15 protein-coding genes are annotated in these 13,768 nt (G+C 56.5%); 1 reads left to right on the forward strand and 14 read right to left on the reverse strand.

Going from position 1 to position 13,768, the window contains the following annotated elements; translation table 11 throughout:
• Positions 1 to 13 precede the first annotated feature (13 nt).
• From CLU80_RS13470 to rpmH, 14 genes are all read right to left on the reverse strand, one after another.
• On the reverse strand, positions 14 to 550 hold the full coding sequence (locus CLU80_RS13470; RefSeq protein ID WP_007911956.1) for a F0F1 ATP synthase subunit delta: 537 nt from the start codon (positions 548 to 550) through the stop codon (positions 14 to 16).
• 12 nt (positions 551 to 562) lie between these two features.
• A complete protein-coding gene (locus tag CLU80_RS13475; protein WP_003229781.1) occupies positions 563 to 1,033 on the reverse strand; it encodes a F0F1 ATP synthase subunit B in 471 nt (156 codons plus the stop codon).
• Positions 1,034 to 1,092: 59 nt separating this feature from the next.
• The gene (gene atpE, locus CLU80_RS13480) at positions 1,093 to 1,350 is read right to left on the reverse strand and encodes a F0F1 ATP synthase subunit C (RefSeq protein WP_003097235.1); all 258 of its coding nucleotides are present in this window, start codon (positions 1,348 to 1,350) and stop codon (positions 1,093 to 1,095) included.
• A 133-nt stretch (positions 1,351 to 1,483) separates the two neighbouring features.
• The gene (gene atpB / locus CLU80_RS13485; protein WP_093429553.1) at positions 1,484 to 2,353 is read right to left on the reverse strand and encodes a F0F1 ATP synthase subunit A; all 870 of its coding nucleotides are present in this window, start codon (positions 2,351 to 2,353) and stop codon (positions 1,484 to 1,486) included.
• A gap of 16 nt (positions 2,354 to 2,369) precedes the next feature.
• Positions 2,370 to 2,777, reverse strand: coding sequence for a F0F1 ATP synthase subunit I (locus CLU80_RS13490; RefSeq protein ID WP_003229783.1), 408 nt, complete (start codon positions 2,775 to 2,777; stop codon positions 2,370 to 2,372).
• 148 nt (positions 2,778 to 2,925) lie between these two features.
• Positions 2,926 to 3,798, reverse strand: coding sequence for a ParB/RepB/Spo0J family partition protein (locus CLU80_RS13495; protein WP_034152184.1), 873 nt, complete (start codon positions 3,796 to 3,798; stop codon positions 2,926 to 2,928).
• Between the two features lie 9 nt (positions 3,799 to 3,807).
• Complete coding sequence (locus CLU80_RS13500) at positions 3,808 to 4,605, reverse strand: ParA family protein (RefSeq protein WP_008084406.1); 798 nt, start codon at positions 4,603 to 4,605, stop codon at positions 3,808 to 3,810.
• Between the two features lie 18 nt (positions 4,606 to 4,623).
• On the reverse strand, positions 4,624 to 5,268 hold the full coding sequence (gene rsmG, locus CLU80_RS13505; protein WP_038359549.1) for a 16S rRNA (guanine(527)-N(7))-methyltransferase RsmG: 645 nt from the start codon (positions 5,266 to 5,268) through the stop codon (positions 4,624 to 4,626).
• On the reverse strand, positions 5,265 to 7,163 hold the full coding sequence (gene mnmG / locus CLU80_RS13510) for a tRNA uridine-5-carboxymethylaminomethyl(34) synthesis enzyme MnmG (RefSeq protein WP_093429552.1): 1,899 nt from the start codon (positions 7,161 to 7,163) through the stop codon (positions 5,265 to 5,267). Before mnmG ends, rsmG begins: the two co-directional genes overlap by 4 nt.
• A 552-nt stretch (positions 7,164 to 7,715) precedes the next feature.
• Entirely contained in the window at positions 7,716 to 9,086 is a 1,371-nt protein-coding gene (gene mnmE / locus CLU80_RS13520; protein ID WP_093429551.1) for a tRNA uridine-5-carboxymethylaminomethyl(34) synthesis GTPase MnmE, read from the reverse strand.
• Between the two features lie 79 nt (positions 9,087 to 9,165).
• On the reverse strand, positions 9,166 to 10,845 hold the full coding sequence (gene yidC / locus CLU80_RS13525; protein ID WP_064389679.1) for a membrane protein insertase YidC: 1,680 nt from the start codon (positions 10,843 to 10,845) through the stop codon (positions 9,166 to 9,168).
• Between the two features lie 2 nt (positions 10,846 to 10,847).
• A complete protein-coding gene (gene yidD, locus CLU80_RS13530; RefSeq protein WP_010465488.1) occupies positions 10,848 to 11,093 on the reverse strand; it encodes a membrane protein insertion efficiency factor YidD in 246 nt (81 codons plus the stop codon).
• Complete coding sequence (gene rnpA / locus CLU80_RS13535) at positions 11,086 to 11,487, reverse strand: ribonuclease P protein component (RefSeq protein WP_042704971.1); 402 nt, start codon at positions 11,485 to 11,487, stop codon at positions 11,086 to 11,088. Before rnpA ends, yidD begins: the two co-directional genes overlap by 8 nt.
• A 16-nt stretch (positions 11,488 to 11,503) precedes the next feature.
• A complete protein-coding gene (rpmH, locus tag CLU80_RS13540) occupies positions 11,504 to 11,638 on the reverse strand; it encodes a 50S ribosomal protein L34 (RefSeq protein ID WP_003213577.1) in 135 nt (44 codons plus the stop codon).
• Positions 11,639 to 12,204: 566 nt separating this feature from the next.
• Between rpmH and dnaA the strand changes: the two genes are divergently transcribed.
• Positions 12,205 to 13,737 carry a chromosomal replication initiator protein DnaA gene (gene dnaA, locus CLU80_RS13545; RefSeq protein ID WP_099757597.1) on the forward strand — a complete coding sequence of 511 codons (1,533 nt, stop codon included), beginning with the start codon at positions 12,205 to 12,207 and terminating at the stop codon, positions 13,735 to 13,737.
• Positions 13,738 to 13,768: the final 31 nt, after the last annotated feature.

A 13,768-nucleotide genomic window follows, 5' to 3' on the forward strand; every position in this document is an offset into this window, starting at 1 on the left:
TGCCCCTTCAAACTCAAGATTTCAATGCTTCGGCAAGTTTCGCGATTTTGCCGCGAATCGAGCCATCGATAACCAGGTCGCCGGCGCGGATAACGACACCACCTATTAGGGCAGCATCCTCCGCAACTTGCAGGCGCACTTCCCGGTTGAGTCGTGCACTGAGAACCTTGGCGAGTTTGTCTTGCTGTTCTTGGTTCAATGCAAAAGCACTGGTCACTTCAACGTCTACCGACTTCTCTTGTTCGGCCTTGTACAGGTCGAAAAGAGCGGCTATCTCCGGCAGAAGCGGGAGACGGTCGTTTTCGGCAACGACATTGATGAAGTTCTGAGCCTTGGCATCAAACTTGTCGCCGCACACGTCAATAAACGTGGCGGCCTTTTCTGCGCTCGTCAGTCGCGGGGCCTTGAGCACGCGCTGCATGGTGTCGTCTTGCGACACCGCTGCAGCCAGGCCGAGCATGGCTGACCAATTGGCCAGTTGCTGGTGGGCCTGAGCGTGCTCGAAGGCCGCCTTAGCGTAAGGTCGGGCCAACGTGGTCAGTTCTGCCATGATCGCCCTCGCTTAGATTTCAGCAGCCAGTTGGTTAACCAGCTCTGCGTGCGCGTTTTGATCGATTGTGGCACCCAGGATCTTCTCGGCGCCGCCGACAGCCAGCAAACCCACTTGGGCGCGCAGCTTGTCTTTGACACTGTTCAGTTCCTGTTCGATCTCGGCTTGAGCCTGAACCTTCACACGGTCAGCGTCGACACGGGCCTTTTCAACGGCCTCTTCGACAATCTGGTTACCGCGTTTCTTGGCTTGCTCGATGATTTCAGCTGCCTGAGCTTTCGCTTCGCGCAGTTGCTGACCCGCTTTTTCTTGGGCCAACTCCAGGTCGCGAGCTGCACGGCTGGCAGCGTCCAGACCATCAGCGATCTTCTTTTGACGTTCGTGCAGAGCAGCGATGACCGGAGGCCATACATACTTCATGCAGAACAGTACAAAAATCAGGAACGCAACGGACTGGCCAATCAGGGTCGCATTAATGTTCACGCCAACACCTCGCAGTTACGTTGTCCATCACATCAAATTACTCGGAAGAATCCGGGTAATTAGCCAGCGATCTGACCAACGAACGGGTTCGCAAAGGTGAAGAACAGAGCGATACCAACACCGATCATGGTTACGGCGTCGAGCAGACCGGCAACGATGAACATTTTAACTTGCAGCATTGGAACCATTTCTGGCTGACGCGCTGCGCCTTCCAGGAACTTGCCGCCCAGCAGGCCGAAACCAATTGCGGTACCCAGTGCGCCCAGGCCGATCAACAGTGCAACAGCGATAGCGGTTAGACCAACTACAGTTTCCATCTTTCCTCCCGACTTTTACGTCGTATGGTTTAGGTTTTTTAGATTAAAGCGGTAAAACAAATCGTTTCAGGTGCCCTGTGAAGAGCCCCTTCCCGTTTGACCGGGAAGGACATCAGACTAGTCGAGACTGGCCTTAATGGTTTTCTTCGTGCGCCATCGACAGGTAGACGATGGTCAGCATCATGAAGATGAACGCCTGCAGCGTGATGATCAGGATGTGGAACACAGCCCACGCCCACTGCAGAACAACGCCCAGGCCGCTCAGCCAGAGCAGGCCGCTGCCGAACATCACAGCGATCAGAATGAACACCAGCTCGCCGGCATACATGTTGCCGAACAGACGCAGAGCCAGAGAGATCGGCTTGGCGATCAGGGTCACGAATTCCAGCAGGAAGTTCACCGGGATCAGCAGGGCTTGAACGAAGATGTTCTTGCTGCCGAACGGGTGCAGGGTCAGTTCGCCGATGAAGCCGCCGAAGCCCTTGACCTTGATGCTATAGAAAATGATCAATGCGAAAACCGAGAACGCCATGCCCAGAGTCGCGTTCGGGTCGGTAGTCGACACGGCGCGGAACGGGATGTGGTGGTCGCCGGTGATCAGGATGGCCAACTGAGGAATCCAGTCGACCGGTACCAGGTCGACGGCGTTCATCAGGAACACCCAGACGAAGATGGTCAGTGCCAGCGGTGCAATCACCGGGCTACGGCCATGGAAGCTGTCTTTCACGCTGCCATCGACGAATTCGACCAATACTTCAACGAAGTTCTGCAAAGCACCCGGCTGACCCGAAGTCGCTTTCTTTGCCGCCATGCGGAAAAGAAGTACGAAGATCAGACCCAACGCGACCGACCAGCCGAGGGTATCGACGTGGAAAGCCCAGAAGCCCATTTCTTTGGCTTCTGCTGCGGTATGGGCAAAGCCCCAGCCGCCGTTAGGTAGCTGACCGAAGGTCAGGTTCTGCAAGTGGTGCTGGATATAGCCCGAAGCGGTTGTTTCTGCCATGGTTGCCTCAAACGCCCTAAGGTCTCGAAAGTCTTGTTCTCATCAGCAGGGGAGCGAACCAGCTGACCGACTGAGTCAGCACGAACGCGCCGAATACAGCTATCGGCGCCAGTGGCTTCACACCTGCAAACACCAGTGCAAAGAGCACTGCCGTCAAAATCAGTTTGCCTGCCTCGCCGGCATAAAAAGACCGGACGATGGACTGGGCTGCTCGGGCGCCGGAAAACCGAAATGCCTTGTGAGCGAAATAAACATTGGGCAGCAAGGCTATCAGGCCTCCGCAAAGTCCCGAGTATCCGGCAACGACTCCGTGCCATTGCCAGAGCGCCAAAGCGGCAATGAGCAAAATGACAAATTGAGCCATTAACACCGGAAAAACCGCCAGGCGATGGAACGGCAGGCGGTTTGGCTTGCGGGTTTCCATCACGTTTGCTCTCCAATGGTCGGCTGCCAGAATTCAATAACTTGGCATAATTTGTGCCGACAAAATGCGCGCAGAGTATAGGGGCGGTTCTGCCCCTATTCAACTGTCAGGTAGTGATTTCCGACTGCGCGCTACATGAGGAAATGTTTCAGCGGATGTGTGCGAGCACACCTTGAAGCTCATCGAGAGAGTTGTAACCGATCACCAACTGGCCCTTTCCCTTCTTCCCATGGCGAATCTGCACCGCAGAGCCTAGGCGCTCGGCCAGACGCTGTTCAAGGCGGGCGATATCCGGGTCGGGTTTGGTCGCTTCCACAGGCTCCGGTTTGCCACTCAACCACTGGCGAACCAGTGCCTCAGTTTGGCGCACGGTGAGACCGCGTGCGACAACATGTCGCGCCCCTTCCACCTGCTGATTGTCCGGCAGACCGAGCAAAGCACGGGCATGCCCCATTTCCAGGTCGCCATGGGACAGCATGGTCTTGATGACTTCCGGTAGTGCAATAAGCCGCAACAGGTTAGCCACAGTGACGCGGGACTTACCCACAGCCTCGGCGACCTGCTGCTGCGTCAGCTGGAATTCCTGCTGCAAACGCTGCAGGGCCACCGCTTCTTCGATCGGGTTGAGGTCTTCGCGCTGGATGTTCTCGATCAGCGCAATGGCGATTGCGGTTTCATCCGGCACATCGCGGACCATCGCCGGGATGGTTTCCTGCCCGGCTTGCTGACTCGCGCGCCAGCGACGTTCACCAGCGATGATCTCAAAGCGGCCACCGCCAATCGGGCGCACCACGATCGGCTGCATGACGCCTTGCGCCTTGATCGACGCTGCCAGTTCTTCCAGCGCCTGCGGATCCATGTCGCGGCGCGGCTGGTATTTGCCGCGCTGCAGCAGATCCAACGGCAAGTGCTGCAGTTCGCGGGTGTCAGCTTGCGCCGCTTGTTCTTCCAGCGCGCTGACGGTCGGACCACTCAGCAGTGCATCCAGTCCACGTCCGAGACCTCGTTTCTTGACGGCCATGGGGATTCCTTAAGTTGCCTGAGCGGCGGCGATGCGTGAGTTTTTGCGCTGACGGCGAACCATCTCGCCGGCCAGGGCCAGATAAGCCAGGGCGCCGCGCGATTGCTTGTCGTAGGCCAGCGCCGGCATGCCGTAGCTCGGCGCTTCGGCCAGGCGGATGTTGCGCGGGATCACCGTGTCGTACAGCTGATCGCCGAAGTGTTCCTTGAGCTGCGCCGAAACGTCGTTCATCAGGCTCAGGCGCGGGTCATACATGGTCCGCAGCAACCCTTCGACTTTCAGGTTCGGATTCAGCAGTTCAGCGATGCGCTTGATGTTATCCACAAGGTCGCTGAGACCTTCGAGCGCAAAGTACTCGCACTGCATGGGGATAATGACCCCGTCAGCAGCAACCAAGGCGTTCAGCGTAAGCATCGACAGCGACGGCGGGCAGTCGATCAGAATGTAATCGTAGTTTTCGCGGATTGGCGCCAGCGCGCTGCGCAGACGGCTTTCCTTCATCTGCATTTCCAGCAGCACGACTTCGGCCGCCGTCAGATCGCGGTTGGCCGGCAGCAGTTGGTAACCGCCATGTTCGGAATAGTGCATGGCCTGAGCCAGATCACATTCGCCGATCAGCAGGTCGTAGACCGAGTTTTCCAGGCCGTGTTTATCCACACCGCTACCCATGGTGGCGTTGCCCTGTGGATCGAGATCGATCAACAGCACCCGGCGCTTGGTCGCGACCAGGGATGCTGCGAGGTTGATGCAGGTGGTGGTCTTGCCCACACCACCCTTTTGGTTCGCTATCGCGAATACCTTAGCCATTCTTGCTTGTGTTCCCAATCATGCCGTGCGGCGCAGTATCAGCAGATGGCGTTGGCCTTGGCAACCGGGTACGGCCAGGGCGTGTTCGCTATCGAGTTTGAAGTCTGCCGGCAATGCTACCAGCTCATCGGCCGGATGAACGCCCTTCATTGCCAGCCAGCGTGTATCGGCGTCGCCTAAGTGGCGAGTCCAGTTGGTGAAGTTTTCCATGCTGCTGAACGCCCGGGAAATGATCCCGTTGAACGGCTGCGCAGGCTGGAACGCTTCGACACGACTGTGGATAACTTGCAGGTTATCCAGTTTAAGTTCGAGTTTGACCTGGGTCAGGAAGCGGGTTTTCTTGCCGTTGCTGTCCAGACAAGTCACTTGCGAGTCCGGATACAGGATCGCCAACGGGATTCCCGGCATGCCGCCGCCGCTACCGACGTCGAGCCAACGGCCGTTTTCGATGAACGACATCACGCTCAGGCTATCGAGCAGGTGACGCGAAACCATTTCGTCCGGATCACGCACCGCAGTCAGGTTGTAGGCCTGGTTCCATTTGATCAACAGGGCCAGATAACCCAGCAGCAATTCATGCTGGGCTTCAGTGAGGTTGACACCGAGCTCGCGGGCTCCTGTGGATAACTCTTCGGCGTGTTGCGAAGTGACCTTAGAACTCAAGCGCTTTGCTCCAACTGACGGCCCGCGCCGCGTTTTTTCAAATGAATCATCAACAGCGAAATCGCTGCCGGGGTCACACCCGGGATCCGCGAAGCCTGGCCCAGCGTCTCTGGTCGAGTCGCGCCGAGCTTGCTCTGGATCTCCTTGGAGAGACCGGAAATGTTGGTGTAATCGATATCCACAGGCAATTTCGTGTCTTCACTGGCGCGCAGACGGGCGATTTCGTCCTGTTGACGGTCGATGTAACCGGCGTATTTGGTCTTGATCTCAACCTGTTCGGCGACCTGTGGATCTTCGGCGCCATTGCCGGTCACTTCGACCAGACCAGCGTAGTCGATTTCCGGGCGGCTCAAGAGGTTGAGCAAGTTGTATTCGTGGGTCAGCGGCGTGCCGAATTTTTCCGCGATCGCATCGCCCTGCTGCGTATTCGGGCGAACCCAAGTGCTTTTCAGGCGCTGTTCTTCGAGTTCGATGCTTTCGCGTTTCTTGCAGAAGGCTGCCCAACGTGCGTCATCGACCAATCCGAGCTCGCGACCTTTTTCGGTCAAACGCAGGTCGGCGTTGTCCTCGCGCAGTATCAGGCGGTACTCGGCACGGGAAGTGAACATGCGGTACGGCTCTTGGGTACCGAGGGTGATCAGGTCGTCGACCAACACACCGATGTACGCTTCATCGCGACGCGGACACCAGGCTTCTTTGCCCTTGGCGCGCAGTGCCGCGTTGGCCCCGGCCAGCAAACCCTGGGCGCCAGCTTCTTCGTAACCGGTGGTGCCGTTGATTTGTCCGGCAAAGAACAGACCGCCGATGACCTTGGTTTCGAGGCTGTACTTCAGGTCGCGCGGATCGAAGTAGTCGTACTCGATCGCATAACCCGGACGCACGATGTGCGCGTTTTCCATGCCGCGAATCGATTGCACGATCTGCAATTGCACATCGAAAGGCAAGCTTGTGGATATTCCGTTCGGGTACAGCTCATGGGTGGTCAAACCTTCCGGTTCGATAAACACCTGATGGCTTTCCTTGTCGGCAAAGCGGTGGATCTTGTCTTCGATCGACGGGCAGTAGCGCGGGCCAATGCCTTCGATCTCACCGGCAGCGGAATACATCGGCGAACGGTCGAGGTTCGCCGCGATGATTTCGTGGGTGCGGGCGTTGGTGTGAGTAATCCAGCAACTGACCTGACGTGGATGCTGTTCTTTGTTACCCATGAACGACATCACCGGGATCGGCGTATCGCCTGGTTGCTCGGTCATTACCGAGAAATCCACAGACTTGCCGTCGATACGCGGCGGTGTGCCGGTTTTCAGGCGACCGACACGCAGCGGCAGTTCACGCAGACGGTGAGCCAGTGCGATGGACGGCGGATCACCGGCACGACCGCCGGAAAAATTCTGCAAACCGATGTGGATAAGTCCGCCGAGGAACGTACCGGTGGTCAACACCACGGAATCGGCGAGAAAACGCAGACCCATTTGCGTGACAACACCACGGACTTGTTCCTGCTCGACGATCAGGTCGTCAGCAGCTTGTTGAAATATCCACAGGTTCGGCTGGTTTTCCAGAATTTCGCGGACAGCGGCTTTGTACAGAATCCGGTCAGCTTGCGCACGGGTCGCCCGTACGGCCGGGCCTTTGCGGCTGTTCAACACGCGAAACTGAATGCCACCCAAATCGGTAGCGGTGGCCATCGCGCCGCCGAGGGCATCGATTTCCTTGACCAGATGGCTTTTGCCAATGCCACCGATGGCCGGGTTGCAACTCATGGCACCGAGGGTTTCCACGTTATGCGTCAGCAACAGGGTTTTTGCCCCCATACGTGCTGAGGCCAGTGCTGCCTCGGTACCGGCATGACCGCCGCCGATGACGATCACTTCAAAACGGGAAGGGAAATCCACCACGCACCTCGTGCCTGCTTAAGTAGGTAATTCAGGAATAGTTTGAGATCAGGTTTCTGAACCTGGTCGACAAGTATAGGGACTTCGCCCTTCCTAAAGAACCCTTTGCACAAAATTTAACCAGCTGTGGAGAACTCGAGGTTAAAAGAATAAAAAAGAGAGAAATTTATAAAACCTTTGTTTTTATGTTTATTTCTACTGAGGCCATTTTCTGTGGATAGATTGATACAGGCCTTTATATACAATATGTACAGAGATTCAAAACCCTGTGACCATGTGCCAATGAGGGCCTTGGATAACCGGTTTAAGCCTGTGGATTAAAGGGTTGGTTATCCACAGAGGGGGTTATGTCCAGTTTTCAGGCCCTGTTATCAACTGCCCTTAGTGGCAGTTATTCACAGGGCTTAATCCACAGAAATACGGTGAATGAAGAAATAACAGGCGCGAGAAATCCGCTCAGGGAGACGAAATCTGCCCGGCACTGGAGAAAGGTTTGAGAAAGAGGAGGCGCAGACAGGTCGCGAATGGACCTGTCTGTGGAAAGCGGAGGGTTTATTTACCGATACAGAAGCTGGAAAAGATCCGTCCCAGCAGATCATCAGAGCTGAATGCCCCGGTGATTTCCCCTAGAGAGTGCTGAGCCTGACGCAGGTCTTCGGCCAGCAACTCGCCCGCACCCGCCAGAGTCAGTTGCGCACGACCGTGTTCAAGGGCTGCACTGGCATGGCGCAACGCTTCCAGATGGCGACGACGAGCACTGAAGCTGCTTTCCGAAGTCTGCTCGTAGCCCATACAGGCCTTGAGGTGATCACGCAGGAGTTCCAGGCCATCACCTGCAGATTTGGCGCTCAGACTGATCGTCACGTGGCTATCTTCACTGACTTCCAGGGAAATGGATTCACCAGTCAGGTCTGCTTTGTTACGGATCAACGTAACCTTGGCCGGATCCGGGCGGGTTTCGAGGAATTCAGGCCACAAGGCAAACGGATCCAGTGCTTCCGGAGCGGTTGCATCGACCACCAGCAGGACGCGATCCGCTTCGCCGATGGCTTTCAATGCGCGTTCAACGCCAATCTTTTCCACCTGGTCTTCGGTATCACGCAAACCTGCGGTATCCACAACGTGCAACGGCATACCGTCGATGTGGATATGTTCACGCAAAATATCGCGGGTGGTGCCGGCAATCTCGGTGACGATCGCCGCTTCGCGACCGGCTAACGCATTCAACAGGCTGGACTTGCCGGCATTCGGACGACCGGCAATCACCACGGTCATGCCATCGCGCAACAACGCGCCCTGCCCGGCTTCGCGCAATACTGTGGATAATTCATCACGGACTTTGTCGAGCATGCTCAGCACATGGCCATCGGCGAGGAAGTCGATTTCTTCTTCCGGGAAGTCGATGGCGGCTTCGACGTAGATGCGCAGGCCGATCAGTTGTTCGGTCAAGTTATGCACACGCTGGGAAAACGCGCCTTGCAAAGAACGCAGGGCATTGCGCGCCGCCTGTGCAGAACTCGCCTCGATCAAATCGGCAATCGCCTCGGCCTGGGCCAGGTCGAGTTTGTCATTGAGGAACGCGCGTTCGCTGAACTCACCCGGACGCGCCAGACGGCAGCCCAGTTCCAGGCAGCGTTTGAGCAGCATGTCCAGAACGATCGGCCCACCGTGGCCCTGCAATTCCAGAACGTCTTCGCCTGTGAACGAGTTTGGCCCCGGGAAATATAGCGCCAGACCTTCATCGAGCACTTGCTGGTCATCACTGAAAAATGGCCCGTAATGGGCGTAACGCGGTTTCAGCTCGCGGCCGCTTATAGCTTTGGCTGCAACGCTGGCCAGCGGCCCGGAAATACGAACAATGCCCACACCGCCGCGACCCTGAGCGGTGGCGACGGCGGCGATGGTTTCACGAGGTGTGCTCATAAACCGGAATCCAGACAAAAGTGGCAGATAGCAAAACGCCCCACTAGGGGGCGTTTTGAGTGGTTATCCACAGTGTAAATCAAGCGGCTGCTTTGGTAGCCCGTTCGATCTTACGTGTGATGTACCACTGTTGGGTGATGGACAGGCAGTTGTTCACAACCCAGTACAGCACCAGACCTGCAGGGAACCACAGGAAGAAGAAGGTGAAGATGATTGGCATCATTTTCATGACCTTCGCCTGCATCGGATCCGGCGGAGTCGGGTTCAGCTGCTGCTGGATGAACATGGTTGCGCCCATGATGATCGGCAGAATGAAGAACGGATCCTTGATCGACAGGTCAGTGATCCACAGCATGAACGGCGCCTGGCGCATTTCCACGCTTTCCAGCAGAACCCAGTACAGCGAAAGGAAAACCGGCATCTGCACGAGGATCGGCAAGCAGCCGCCTAGCGGATTGATCTTCTCTTTCTTGTACAGCTCCATCATGGCTTGCGACATTTTCTGCCGGTCATCGCCATGTTGCTCTTTCAGAGCAGCCAGTTTCGGCGCAACGGCACGCATGCGCGCCATCGATTTGTAGCTGGCAGCCGACAGAGGGAAGAACAGACCCTTGATCAGCATGGTCAGGAAGATGATCGACCAGCCCCAGTTACCAACGATCGCGTGGATGTGTTGCAGCAGCCAGAAGATTGGCTGGGCAATGAACCACAGAATGCCGTAGTCGACGGTCAGTTCCAGACCTGGGGACAACTCTTTCAGTACAGCCTGGCTTTTCGGACCGGCGTACAGCACAGCGCTGGTTTCAACTTTGGCACCCGGAGCAGCGGTCAGTGTAGGACCGGTGTAACCGATGATGTAGTTGCCTTTGCTGTCTTTGCGGGTCTGGACGATGTTGTTTTCGCCCTTGGCCGGAATCCACGCGGTCACAAAGTAGTGTTGCAGCCAGGCTACCCAACCACCGGTGACGGTTTCCTTCAGTTGCGCCTTGTCCATGTCCTTCATGGACACTTTCTTGTACGGCTCCGAACTTGTCCACAGGGCGGCGCCCAGGTAAGTCGCGGTGCCAGTAGCGGTTGTGGACGAAGGATCAGCGCTGTTGTCGCGTTTCAACTGAGCAAACATTGCGCCGTTCCAAGGCTGAGCGCTCTGGTTATCCACAATGTAGGAAACGGCTACGTCATACAGGCCGCGTTTCAGGGTGAAACGCTTGATGTAGTTGACGCCGTCCTTGCTGAATTTCAGGTCGACGACCAGTTGGTCCTGACCGTCAGCCAGTTGATAAGTCTTCTTCTCCGAGGAGTAGACCGGACGACCGGCCGGATTTGCATCCGGGCCATTGGTGCCGATCAGGCCGCTTTGTGCCAGATAAACACGTTCGCCGCCGTTATCGAACAGCTGGAACGGCACATCAGGACGATCCTGACGACGTGGATACAAAGGCAAGGTCAGTTGAGCAACATCACCACCTTGTGGATCGATCGCCAGATCGAGCACGTCGGTTTTGATCTGGATCAGATCCTTGCTGGCGGCTACCGGTGTTTCGGCAGGTGCGCTGGTATCGCTAGCGGCGCGCGGAATATCGTCACTGGCGGCAGCATTATTGCCAGTGGCGGTGTCCGGCAAACCGGATGTAGTCGTACTGGAAGCAACATTCTGAGTCGGCAGGGCAGCCTGACCATAGTCCTGGTTCCATTTAAGGACCATAACGTAGGCCACGATTGCCAGGGCGACGATCAGGATCGTGCGTTTGATATCCATGATTACTCGGCCATCGAAGAAGAACGGGAGGTAGGGATAGGTGGAACCGGGTCATAACCACCGGGATTCCACGGATGACAGCGACCTAAACGACGAAAGGTCAGCCAGCCACCGCGCAGAAGGCCATGATTTTCGATGGCTTCATACGCGTAGCAGGAACAACTGGGGTAGAAACGACAGTGACTGGCCATCAAAGGACTAATGGCATAGCGATAAAACTGGATCGGAACGAGGGCCAGTTTACGCATCTGGACTGTCTACCCCTACAGTTTCGGTTTTGACTTCTGGAACTGGCTTGCTGCGTGCCAGACGCTTCCAGAGCTTGCCGAAATGCTGAATCAATTCGGGGTTTTCTACATCGCCCAGACCTTTGCGCGCGACGATAACGATGTCCCAGCCGACCAGTGAATCCTGGTGCAGACGGAACGATTCGCGCATCAAACGTTTGAGGCGATTGCGCTCAACGGAGAGCTTTACGCTCTTTTTCCCGATAACCAGCCCGAGACGGGGGTGATCAAGATCGTTGTTGCGTGCAAGGAGCAGGAGATTTTTCCCCGGAACCTTGCCGGTAGGGGAGTCAAAGACTGCCTTGAAATGCCGGGGAGTAAGCAGACGCTTTTCCCGACTGAAGTCCTGACTCACCTCCAGTACCGGATTATCAAACTGCCAGACGCGCACGACCTTTGGCGCGGCGACGCGACAGGACAGCACGGCCGTTCTTGGTAGCCATGCGAGCACGGAAACCGTGGGTACGGGCGCGTTTGATGGTGCTTGGTTGGAAAGTACGTTTCATGTCGTGTTACCTGGTTCGTCCACAACGGGCCGGAATGGCCCCCGTTTTAAGAGACCGGGGATTCTAGAGAAAGCAAGCCTTCAGGTCAATTTCCAACCAGCGTTTCCTTATAAATAGATCTCAGGGCTGTCTCTGGCTGAAAGCCTGTCTGCCAAACATAAAAATAAAGAAGGGAATTATTTAAAGCTTTTCTGTAAAGCTTATAAAAGCTAGGAATGCCTCCTTCTGTGGATAAGTGCTATCAGCCCATATTTCGCCTGATGTACAGAGAATGACAACTACAGTGGAAAACCGTGTTCAGCCTGTGCTGCGCTATCGGATAACCTGTGTGTGGAAAGGCCTGTTATCCACAGGCAGGTTATCCACCGAGTTCAGCCCCCAGTTGTCCAGTGCCCTTAGAGGCGGTTATCCACAGAGCTTATTCACGCACCGTTGGTCGCTTTTTCATCGGTTAACACATTGATAAATCATGGTCACCGGGCAACCTGCATGTGGATAAGTGGACGGCTCGCCGCTACAATGGCCGCTTGTTTTTGCCTCACCGGCTTTCAACTTAGGGGATATCCGTGTCAGTGGAACTTTGGCAGCAGTGCGTGGAGCTTTTGCGCGAGGAGCTGCCTGCCCAACAATTCAACACCTGGATCCGTCCACTACAGGTCGAAGCCGAAGGCGACGAGTTGCGCGTCTACGCACCGAACCGTTTTGTGCTGGACTGGGTCAACGAAAAGTACCTGGGCCGCGTCCTTGAACTGCTGGATGAGCATGGCAACGGCACGGCGCCGGCGCTCTCCTTATTAATAGGCAGCAAGCGCAGCTCGGCACCGCGTGCCGCACCGAATGCACCGCTGGCCGCCGCTCAGGTTTCCCAGGCTCAGGTCAATGCCGCGCCTGCGAACGTGCAGGCACCGACGCAGACGCAGACGCCCGCACCGACGGCCAAGCGCTCGACGCAGAAAAGCCCTGAAGTCAGCGATGAACCGTCTCGCGATAGTTTCGATCCGATGTCCGGTGCCGCTTCGCAGCAAGCCCCGGTTCGCGCCGAACAGCGCACCGTGCAGGTCGAAGGTGCGCTCAAGCACACCAGCTACCTGAACCGCACCTTCACCTTCGAAAACTTCGTCGAAGGTAAATCCAACCAGCTCGCCCGCGCGGCGGCCTGGCAAGTGGCGGACAACCCCAAGCACGGTTACAACCCGCTGTTCCTTTATGGTGGCGTCGGCCTGGGTAAAACCCACTTGATGCACGCGGTGGGTAACCATCTATTAAAGAAGAACCCGAATGCCAAGGTCGTTTACCTGCATTCCGAGCGTTTCGTGGCCGACATGGTCAAGGCACTGCAACTGAACGCGATCAACGAGTTCAAGCGTTTCTACCGTTCGGTGGATGCCTTGCTGATCGACGACATTCAGTTCTTCGCCCGCAAAGAGCGCTCGCAGGAAGAGTTTTTCCACACCTTCAACGCCCTGCTTGAAGGTGGCCAGCAGGTCATTCTCACCAGTGACCGCTACCCGAAAGAAATCGAAGGCCTTGAAGAACGCCTCAAATCCCGCTTCGGCTGGGGCCTGACGGTTGCCGTCGAGCCGCCGGAACTGGAAACCCGCGTGGCTATCTTGATGAAGAAGGCCGACCAGGCCAAAGTCGAGTTACCGCATGACGCCGCGTTCTTCATCGCCCAGCGCATTCGCTCCAACGTCCGTGAGCTGGAAGGTGCGCTGAAACGCGTGATCGCCCACTCGCACTTCATGGGCCGCGACATCACCATCGAGCTGATTCGCGAATCCCTGAAAGACCTGTTGGCGTTGCAGGACAAACTGGTCTCTGTGGATAACATTCAGCGCACCGTCGCCGAGTACTACAAGATCAAGATCTCGGATCTGCTGTCCAAGCGCCGTTCGCGCTCGGTGGCTCGTCCGCGTCAGGTCGCCATGGCCTTGTCCAAGGAACTGACCAACCACAGCCTGCCGGAAATCGGCGATGTGTTCGGCGGCCGCGACCACACCACGGTGTTGCACGCCTGTCGAAAGATCAACGAACTTAAGGAATCCGACGCGGACATCCGCGAGGACTACAAGAACCTGCTGCGTACACTGACCACTTGATGAACACCAGCGCAGCTTATTAAGGCAAGGG

The sequence above is a fragment of the Pseudomonas sp. 29 genome, from assembly GCF_002754355.1.
Lineage (GTDB): Bacteria > Pseudomonadota > Gammaproteobacteria > Pseudomonadales > Pseudomonadaceae > Aquipseudomonas > Aquipseudomonas neuropathica.

Coding starts and splice junctions, on each gene's coding strand:
- CLU80_RS13470 (WP_007911956.1), bottom strand. CDS start 550: ATGGCAGAACTGACCACGTTGGCCCGACCTTACGCTAAGGCGGCCTTC.
- CLU80_RS13495 (WP_034152184.1), bottom strand. CDS start 3,798: ATGGCCGTCAAGAAACGAGGTCTCGGACGTGGACTGGATGCACTGCTG.
- atpE (WP_003097235.1), bottom strand. CDS start 1,350: ATGGAAACTGTAGTTGGTCTAACCGCTATCGCTGTTGCACTGTTGATC.
- CLU80_RS13500 (WP_008084406.1), bottom strand. CDS start 4,605: ATGGCTAAGGTATTCGCGATAGCGAACCAAAAGGGTGGTGTGGGCAAG.
- mnmE (WP_093429551.1), bottom strand. CDS start 9,086: ATGAGCACACCTCGTGAAACCATCGCCGCCGTCGCCACCGCTCAGGGT.
- yidD (WP_010465488.1), bottom strand. CDS start 11,093: ATGCGTAAACTGGCCCTCGTTCCGATCCAGTTTTATCGCTATGCCATT.
- rpmH (WP_003213577.1), bottom strand. CDS start 11,638: ATGAAACGTACTTTCCAACCAAGCACCATCAAACGCGCCCGTACCCAC.
- CLU80_RS13490 (WP_003229783.1), bottom strand. CDS start 2,777: ATGGAAACCCGCAAGCCAAACCGCCTGCCGTTCCATCGCCTGGCGGTT.
- yidC (WP_064389679.1), bottom strand. CDS start 10,845: ATGGATATCAAACGCACGATCCTGATCGTCGCCCTGGCAATCGTGGCC.
- atpB (WP_093429553.1), bottom strand. CDS start 2,353: ATGGCAGAAACAACCGCTTCGGGCTATATCCAGCACCACTTGCAGAAC.